Below are 8,287 nucleotides of genomic sequence, written 5' to 3'. Positions count from 1 at the left end.
GTTTTGCCAGCATCTAAACCTGCCAGATATTCCTCCTGTAACGCCAACGCCTCTTTTTTCGTGGACTCCAGACCCAGTAGTTGAATTACATACTCGCGCCTCTCCTTGGCATCGGGAAACCACATCCACAAATTAGCCATTCTAACACCTCCTGTTTTGTATTGAATGTATACACGGCTGAATTTCCAGCGGTTACGCGCCCTTAAACGCAGAAAAACTCCCGGGGGGGAGTAATTCTTTGTTTGAGATAAGTATAGCATGGGGTGGTGACAAAAGCTGTCCTTGGCCATGGGCCACTGGCAACTGGGATTCTCGCCTCCCCTTCTCAAGCAATTATTTACTTAAGTTTAGAGGGAACTTTGGTCAGCCAGCACTACCTCGAATGTTAGCGTCGTTGCCCCGCGCAAAACTGTAACTTCAATTGTTTCTCCTACTTCGCTATCGCTTAACACCTGGCGGAGATCTCGCAGACTCTGTATGGCAGTTCCCTGAACCTCAATGATTATATCCTCAGCAATAATGCCTGCAATATCGGCAGGAAGCCCGGTCGGTGTCTCCACCACGAGCAGACCATAATCACTTTTTAAGGAGTGGATCTGGGCAAGGGCAGGTGAGATTTCTGTAATGGAAACTCCAAGCATCGGTCGAACCACCCGACCATCTTCGATAAGAGACTGACTCACTGTCTTTACCAAATTGCTGGGGATGCTAAAACCAAGGCCCTCCGCATCCAGTATTTTTACACTGTTGATGCCTACCACCTGACCCGCCATATTGATTAGCGGTCCGCCACTGTTACCGGGATTTATAGCGGCGTCCGTCTGAACCAGGCCAAAAACCCAATCATACACATCCAAACTGCGATCTGTAGCGCTGATAATACCAAAGGTTACAGAGCGCTCCAAGTCCAGGCCACCGGGGTTGCCTATAGCGGCGACAAATTCACCGGCAATCAATGCATCCGAATTGCCCAAAGAAGCCCAAGGCATAGAATCATAAGAATCTATTTTCAACACCGCCAAATCTGTTCCGGGATCCTCGCCGACCATTGTTGCCTTCAGTTCCCGACCATTACTTAAAGTTACAATAACCTCCGCTGCGTTTTCAACCACATGATAATTGGTGACAATATATCCGTCCGGACTAATAATAACGCCGCTCCCATGGCCGGATGGCGCTAAGTCGGAGGTTTGCCCGTAACGGTGCCCGCTCTGTGACATTCTAGTTACCCCAACGACTGCCGGCGCAACCTTATTCACTGCATTAACCACCGCGGATTGCTGGTACTCTGAATCCAGAACGGAGGCATCCTCCGGATGATTTAACCAAGGCAGTTGATGTTGAGTTTCCGGCTCTGGCAGCATATAGGGCAACAGCACAGGCAGTGCGCTCAGGACAATCAGCCCTCCTGCCAGAGCTGCTGCCACAAGGGATAAGAAATATTTTAACCGAGAACGACGGATGAATCTCGGAGTGATATCTTCCATTGAACGCACCTCCACAGTTAATTTACATGCCTAAAGCGACAATAATACTTTACCTCTCATGCTGGCCAATATTGTTGCCAGACTTTAAATAAAGTATGAACACTGTCCTCGGGCGGGGGAAAATAGAATCTGGATGTGTAGCTGACGACAACCCTTGCACTCTCCAAAGCTATTAATGGTCATTGTTCTGGAACCAATCCTCAAAATCATCTTCTGCATCTTCATTACAAGCTACCTTGCCGGCTGAAGCCGCTTTATTATCTACATAAACACTTTCCGGTTTGCGAAGTGAAATCTTTTGCGTAATCCACCCTAGAGTAAATAAGATGATTGCAAACAGTGCGTATTGCGCACTGTTTGACATATAGAAGTTAACAATATCATATTCGTTTCCTTTAAAAGTCAATTGCCCCATAGCAACCAACTCGGAGATATAACTCCGGGAATTACTTGCCGACCAAATCGTATATAGGACTAGCATCCCTGCAGATGCATATAATGCAATGCATAAAATCGGCATTTTCACTTTATTGTACTTCATTTTTCACTACCTTTCCGGACTCGCGTCCATATACTGCATCAGATTAGAGAATCTCTCTTTTGCTTAACGTTGTTTAATCTGAAGCAATTTCCCTTCGTTAATACCCCATATCTCATCGGCGATGGAAGTGACCTTTCTGGAATGGGTGACGATGATAACGCATTTTCCCTCATCATGGGCCAGAGAGGTCAGAATGCTGAGCACATCGGCCTCGGTATCCTTATCCAGATTCCCGGTCGGTTCGTCGGCAATGATAATATCGGGATTATGGGACAACGCCCGCGCGATGGCAATCCGCTGTTGCTCACCGCCGGAAAGCTTTAATACTTTTCTGTCAGCTGTTTCCGTATCAATGCCCACCTTTTCTAAAAGTGCATAGGCAAATGCCCTTTTGTCTTTTTCCCTGCTGCCGCTGATATGCATAGAGAGCAGGATATTTTCCATGCCGGTGGCGTTTTGAAGCAAATTAAAGCTTTGAAAAATTACACCAATGTTTTTTGCTCTGTAATCGTCACGGTCGATTGTTTTTAAATCAGCTCCGCTGTACAGTATCTCACCACCGGCACTTACATCAAGCCCTGCAATCAGCGATAGCAGAGTCGATTTTCCTGCCCCAGATTTGCCGACAATCGTATAAACTTTTCCCGCCTTAAACTCGACATTGATGCTTTTCAAAACAGTTTTCCTGGCGCCTTCATATCTGTATGTCACATTTTTCAGTGCGAGAACGCTCACTTTGCTCACCTAATTCCTTTCCATCAAGATTTTTATCGGTTCATATTTTGTAATGCGGCTAATGGCAATAAGCGCGGCGAAGGTTGCCAGCAGTAACGCGATTCCGATGATTTGCAGGATTGTGGCAAACCCCAGCGTAATATTGATTTCGGAAAGCGGCTGCACATTAGAAGCTGCTGCTCCCATTGCCATACCACCCATCATCATACCACCGCCAAAGCCTGGCATTTGGCTGGCTGCTTCCGCAGCCTCAATCTGCTTGGCCAGCAGAGTATTGGTTACGGGTTGCGAGACTAACATACCGATACCAAGCCCAACCACTAGACAAAGGCAGGTTATAATCAGCATTTCTGACCACAAACCTAATGCCACTTTATGTTTCTTCATGCCCATGGCGCGCAGTACGCCGATTTCGTATTTGCGCTCCCGGATGGCGATAGAAGAAAGCAGGGCGATGATAACACCGCCAAAGAGCAGGACGATGAACATAAAGGTGACAGCTATACTGCGCAAGCCCTCCACCGGCCCAATAATCTTATTGTAACTAGCCTCATCGGTTCCCACATCGAATATCGGATCTAGACCCTTGGCGTAAAGTTCCTCGGCAAAGGCAGGAATCATATCGGGGTTTTCCACAAAGTAGGTTGCTGAAATTGTGATTCCGCCATAATCAGGTAAGAAAGGAACCATCACAGTTTCGTAGGTTGTCAGTATCTCGTTCCTGCGGTTGGTGCGGGCGTTTTGCCGTCCGCCCTGCATGTATTCATCAGTTGCGTCGTAGTAAATGCCAACGACCTCTAAATCATAATAGGTTTCTACATTATGCGTATCGGCAAAACTGCTTTCTCCTTTTAGAGTTATTTCGGAGGTGAAGGATAGCTTGTCGCCGATGGAAATGTCGTTTAGTTCTGCTAGGTCGCTGCTGACGATAGCTTCGTCCAGGTTTTCGGGCATGCGGCCTTCGGCAAGATCGCGCAAACCTTCCTCAAAGTCCCCAAACTTGTTACCATGCAAGCTGAAATAGAAACTGGTTGGTATCGATGCTTCATCACCGGAATAAATGGTTCCCTGCATGGCTTGACCACCCAATTCGGCGTCAATAGCCGTGATAACATCACAGTTTATCGACGTGAATGCCGTATAAACAGCGTCGTAAAGATACTCTGAGTTTCCAAATTCAATATACTGTTCCGAAGGAATAATCGGGGCTGAAATCCTCCTAGGGCCGGTAGAACCATCTGCCATCGCTTGCTCGCGCATACGATCTATATTGGGTGTGATGGACACTACCGACGCAAACCTTGATTTGTAATCATCAATGATAGTGCCTGTTGTGCTATTAATCATCATCGCTACCACTGCTGAAACGATGATGACGAAGAAACTGGCGCCGAGCAGTAAGTTTCGACCTTTATTCCGTAATACATTGCGGAATGCGTTGAGCAAAATATACATGACTTTCTCTCCTTTGGCTTATTATTACGATTAGAAATGGGAACGGTTAGGGGGACACTACGTCGTATACGGGGTCAAGTCCCTTTGCGTAAACCTCCTTAGCAAAAGCGTCCAATAAATCGGGGCTTTTCAGATAATAGGTTGCCGCCAGTTGCGCGCCACTGTACCCTGTCGGTATTGACGAGCCCACCGTTTCAAAGGTAGTCAGAATTTCATTGCGGCGGTTGGTGTAGGCGTTTTGCCTTGCGCCGTTGGCGTATTCGTTGGTGGAATCCCGATAGATACCGACAATCGTCAGTTCAAATCCGATGTCCTTCCTGTTTCGGTCTTTATCCTGAACAAAGGAGGACAGGGACAGTGTATCGCCGACGGACAGCCCAGCTGTCCTCGCGAGTTCTTCGCTCACTATACATTCATTCAGCGCATCCGGCATACGCCCAGCGGCCACGCTTCTTAAGCCGTTGTTGAACTCCCCGAACCTCCCTCCCTGCAAACTCATCATAAACTCCGGGATGTCTGCGCTGCTTTGGATACCCATTATTGGTCTGTCTAAGCCGCCGCCAAGATGTGCGTCAACTACAGAAATAGCGGGCACGCTGTATACGCCAATGGACGCGCTATAAATGCTGCCCCCCAGTAATTCTGAATCTCCAAAGGCGAGGTACTGTCCCGGCGAGATTGGCGGAGCGGCTGTTGTCATCTTGCCGGTCGTGGACCGCATACGTTCCATCATCCGGTCCATGTTTACCGTAAAATATGCGGCGACAAATTCTTCTTCAAGCTCTTTGTCCATGGGAGGCGGCACTTCCGATTGCCTGCTCATATAGTTCTGCCCTGGAGATGGAATGTGCCTCTGCAGCCACGGTAACTGACTGAGTCCACCGTTGAAAAGGATGATCACAGCAGCCACCATAATGACAAGCAGAACGATAGCTAAAGCCTTCATTTGAAATCCTCCTTGTGATGGAGTCTACTCTTTAAACCAAGCATAAAGTTCAAACCTTTAACGAACCTTTAATGAAACAAAAAACTTCCGGGCTTATTTAGCAACCGGAAGTCTTTAGTTTTTTCTCCCCTATTCGATCAGATTAACTTCAGTTCAAAGGTAAAAGTTGTGCTGTTATCCGCGCTTTCCGCATAAATGCTACCTCCTGAGCGTTCAACCAGGGCCTTGGCAATAGATAACCCCAAACCATAGCCACCTGTTTCCTGCGATCTCGACGGATCTATACGGTAGAACCGGTCGAATATTCTCGGCAATTTATCTTCCGGTATTCCCTCGCCGCTGTTCTGAACAGAGAATACCGCAGTATTTCGGAGTTTTTTCAGCTCAATATGAATGTTCCCTTTGTCATTTACATACTTAATTGCATTATCCAGCAATATTAACACAACCCGCTTAATGTTTTCACTGTCTCCTTTGACGAATATGTCAGATTCTATATTCTGGGTTAGATGAACCCCTTTTTCAAATACAATGGCCTCCAGGGAAGCTGTTACGTCCGATACAATGCCACTCAGATCAAAGGGCACTTGCAGTTCATTAGAGTCTTCAACCTTAGCCAAATAGAGCATATCGTTTACCAGTTTACTCATTCGACTTGTTTCAGATTGTATATAATCAATCCATTTCTTTTGGCTGTTTATCGTTTCATTACCATCTGCAAGCAATGCATCGGTATTTGCTGTAATAATAGCAAGTGGTGTTTTCAACTCATGAGACGCATCGGCCACAAACTGCTTTTGTTTGTGCCAGCTTTCTTCGATTGGGCGAATAGACCGGTTGGCAAAATATAAACTAACGCCGAAAATGCTGCATATTACGGCTAAGCCCACCAATACAAAAGTAAGCAAGAGACGGTTCAAAGTGTTTCGTGAATCGGTTATATCTAAAAATGATATCTGCATGTAACCAGAATGATCAATAATTTCATGTTGACCGTTATGCTCCCGTACCAACATTCTGTCTTCAAACGAAGAAGTAGCGTACTTCCATGTCCTGTTATCAAAAGACACAGAACCCTGAGGATCTCCTGTTTGCCTGGCCTTTGCCACAATTTGATGGTATGCTTCCTCCGGCATATCAATGTAAGAGAATACATCTATTGTCTCACCATCTTCGTTGATTAAAGTAATAAATGACTGCGAGTACTCAATAGGCAACCGTGGAAAAACGACCCGGCGTTCAACCTGGCCTGACTGCGGATCATAGAACTCAGAGCTACCAAGAACAATACTAGGCAATTTAGGAATTGATTCTAACTTTGCTTGGTTTTCTTCCTGAATATTAGCATTGGTTATAAAATAAATAATTCCAAAAGCAGTAATCACCACAATTGAGATAATCGACATATTTATTACTAACAGCCTATTCCTTAGTCTGTTAAACATTTTTCTCCACTTCCTTGTGTACTGCCAAAATATACCCTACCCCTCGCACGGATCTAATCGTCACATTCGAGCCCAACTGAGATAATTTTTTGCGCAGAAACGAGATATATACTTGCACATGACTATCTTCAGTATCCGAATCAAATCCCCACAGCCTTTCGATAATCATCGATGTAGGGAGAATCATCGTTTTATGATTTAATAATAATTCCAACAACTGTCCTTCCTTGAGAGTTAGTTTATATATTTTTTCACGACACCGAAGCTCCAGAGTAAATGGATTAAACTCAATGTCTTTAAAACACAAAATATTATCGTGATGAAACTCACCCTTACGTCGTACAAGAGCCCGCAGTCTCGCTATTAACTCTTCTGTATGAAACGGTTTTGCTAAATAATCGTCTGCGCCGCTGTCAAGACCTTCAACCTTATTCTCGACCTCGCCTTTAGCTGTCAGCAAAATTACGGGGGTTGTAACACCACTACTACGTAACTCTTTCAGGATAGTGATGCCATCCATTTTGGGAAGCATGATATCAAGAACAATGATGTCATAAATGCCAGACATTGCACAGTCCAATCCGTGCTCTCCATCAAAAGCCAAATCAACGCTATAATTATTAACTTTCAAGATCTGTTGAACGGCTTCTGCCAGATGTGTTTCATCTTCGACCATTAATACTTTCACATGCAGTCCTCCTGTTCTATTTTTCAACATTTTCCCCACTGCCACACATCAATTTTTAATTCTAATTGCCATAATCTGCAAACACAAGGCTCAAGCCCTATCCAGATAATAATAACAGATTAACCTTTAACAAACCTTTAATAAATAACATTATCACGCTAGCTTTCCCGATTAATTCTCGATTATTGTTCTCCAGTTTCTAACACCTCCTGTTTTTATAAACATGTATACACGGCTGAAATCCCAGCGGTTACGCGCCCTTAAAAGCAGAAAAACTCCCGGGGGGAGTAATTTTTACGACATTTCCGGAACCCAAAAGGTGAATAGTCGACGTTCTAAAAACTAACAGTCTTCACTTAGTACTGGTGTTTACTATCTTAATAATTCTCGCCGGAGGTTTTGGCATATATACGTTGGAACCATCTTGGTGATGCTATCTGGTGGAGCTTGGTAACAACTACTACCGATGGCTATGGCGATATTGCACCTGCAGGCCTTGGGGGTCGATTACTAGCATCATTTTTTGAGGTTGTTAAACGGTGTGTGCATTCAGCGCATTGACCAAGAAACCAACTACAAATAGAACCCACTTCGCACTCATCAGAATCAACCTCAACCCAGCATTATTGTCTTCTCTCTTCGACAATGTGAATTAATATCCCTCAACTTGTATTTGGATTTAAAGCATAAAAGAAGTCCCGAGCTTGCAAACTCGGGACACTTTAACCAGTTGATGTCCAAGGTGAATAGGAAATCTTTATACATTAACTTACTCAAGTTTCGCAGGTGTAAAACACCCGTAAACCCCTGACTTTATTGGCCTCAAAGGTGTACAAAAACACCCCTTGCTGGTAAAATGGAAGTGCCTAAACCCCAACAACCAGCGAAAGGGTGTTCTTGCACTACCATGTTACCAAATAATCTACTTGATGAAAACACTGTCCAGTCTTCAATTTCAGCTTTTCTGAAAGAAGCCCGCATCACAACCAT

At 44.9% G+C, this 8,287-nt stretch carries 8 protein-coding genes; 1 reads left to right on the top strand and 7 read right to left on the bottom strand.

All coding sequences use genetic code 11. The annotated features are described in order from the left end of the window. Positions 1 to 347: 347 nt before the first annotated feature. The 7 genes from FH749_12915 to FH749_12885 all read right to left on the bottom strand — a co-directional run bounded on the left by FH749_12915 (position 348) and on the right by FH749_12885 (position 7,297). The gene (locus tag FH749_12915) at positions 348 to 1,487 is read right to left on the bottom strand and encodes a PDZ domain-containing protein (GenBank protein ID MTI96354.1); all 1,140 of its coding nucleotides are present in this window, start codon (positions 1,485 to 1,487) and stop codon (positions 348 to 350) included. 172 nt (positions 1,488 to 1,659) lie between these two features. Beyond that, a complete protein-coding gene (locus FH749_12910; GenBank protein ID MTI96353.1) occupies positions 1,660 to 2,028 on the bottom strand; it encodes a hypothetical protein in 369 nt (122 codons plus the stop codon). A gap of 63 nt (positions 2,029 to 2,091) precedes the next feature. Next, on the bottom strand, positions 2,092 to 2,763 hold the full coding sequence (locus tag FH749_12905) for an ABC transporter ATP-binding protein (protein ID MTI96352.1): 672 nt from the start codon (positions 2,761 to 2,763) through the stop codon (positions 2,092 to 2,094). A 9-nt stretch (positions 2,764 to 2,772) separates the two neighbouring features. Then, the gene (locus tag FH749_12900) at positions 2,773 to 4,218 is read right to left on the bottom strand and encodes an ABC transporter permease (protein ID MTI96351.1); all 1,446 of its coding nucleotides are present in this window, start codon (positions 4,216 to 4,218) and stop codon (positions 2,773 to 2,775) included. A gap of 46 nt (positions 4,219 to 4,264) precedes the next feature. Continuing rightward, positions 4,265 to 5,164, bottom strand: coding sequence for a hypothetical protein (locus tag FH749_12895; GenBank protein MTI96350.1), 900 nt, complete (start codon positions 5,162 to 5,164; stop codon positions 4,265 to 4,267). Positions 5,165 to 5,301: 137 nt separating this feature from the next. After that, a complete protein-coding gene (locus FH749_12890) occupies positions 5,302 to 6,609 on the bottom strand; it encodes a HAMP domain-containing histidine kinase (protein MTI96349.1) in 1,308 nt (435 codons plus the stop codon). Then, positions 6,602 to 7,297, bottom strand: coding sequence for a response regulator transcription factor (locus FH749_12885; GenBank protein MTI96348.1), 696 nt, complete (start codon positions 7,295 to 7,297; stop codon positions 6,602 to 6,604). The genes FH749_12890 and FH749_12885 overlap by 8 nt, the downstream gene beginning before the upstream one ends. A gap of 399 nt (positions 7,298 to 7,696) precedes the next feature. Between FH749_12885 and FH749_12880 the strand changes: the two genes are divergently transcribed. Beyond that, on the top strand, positions 7,697 to 7,858 hold the full coding sequence (locus FH749_12880) for a two pore domain potassium channel family protein (GenBank protein MTI96347.1): 162 nt from the start codon (positions 7,697 to 7,699) through the stop codon (positions 7,856 to 7,858). The last annotated feature ends 429 nt before the right edge of the window (positions 7,859 to 8,287 follow it).

Source organism: Bacillota bacterium (assembly GCA_009711825.1).
In the GTDB taxonomy this organism is placed as follows: Bacteria; Bacillota; Proteinivoracia; order UBA4975; family VEMY01; genus VEMY01.
The sequence above is the reverse complement of the archived record's forward strand: the minus strand, read 5'-3'. Positions and strand labels throughout refer to the sequence as shown.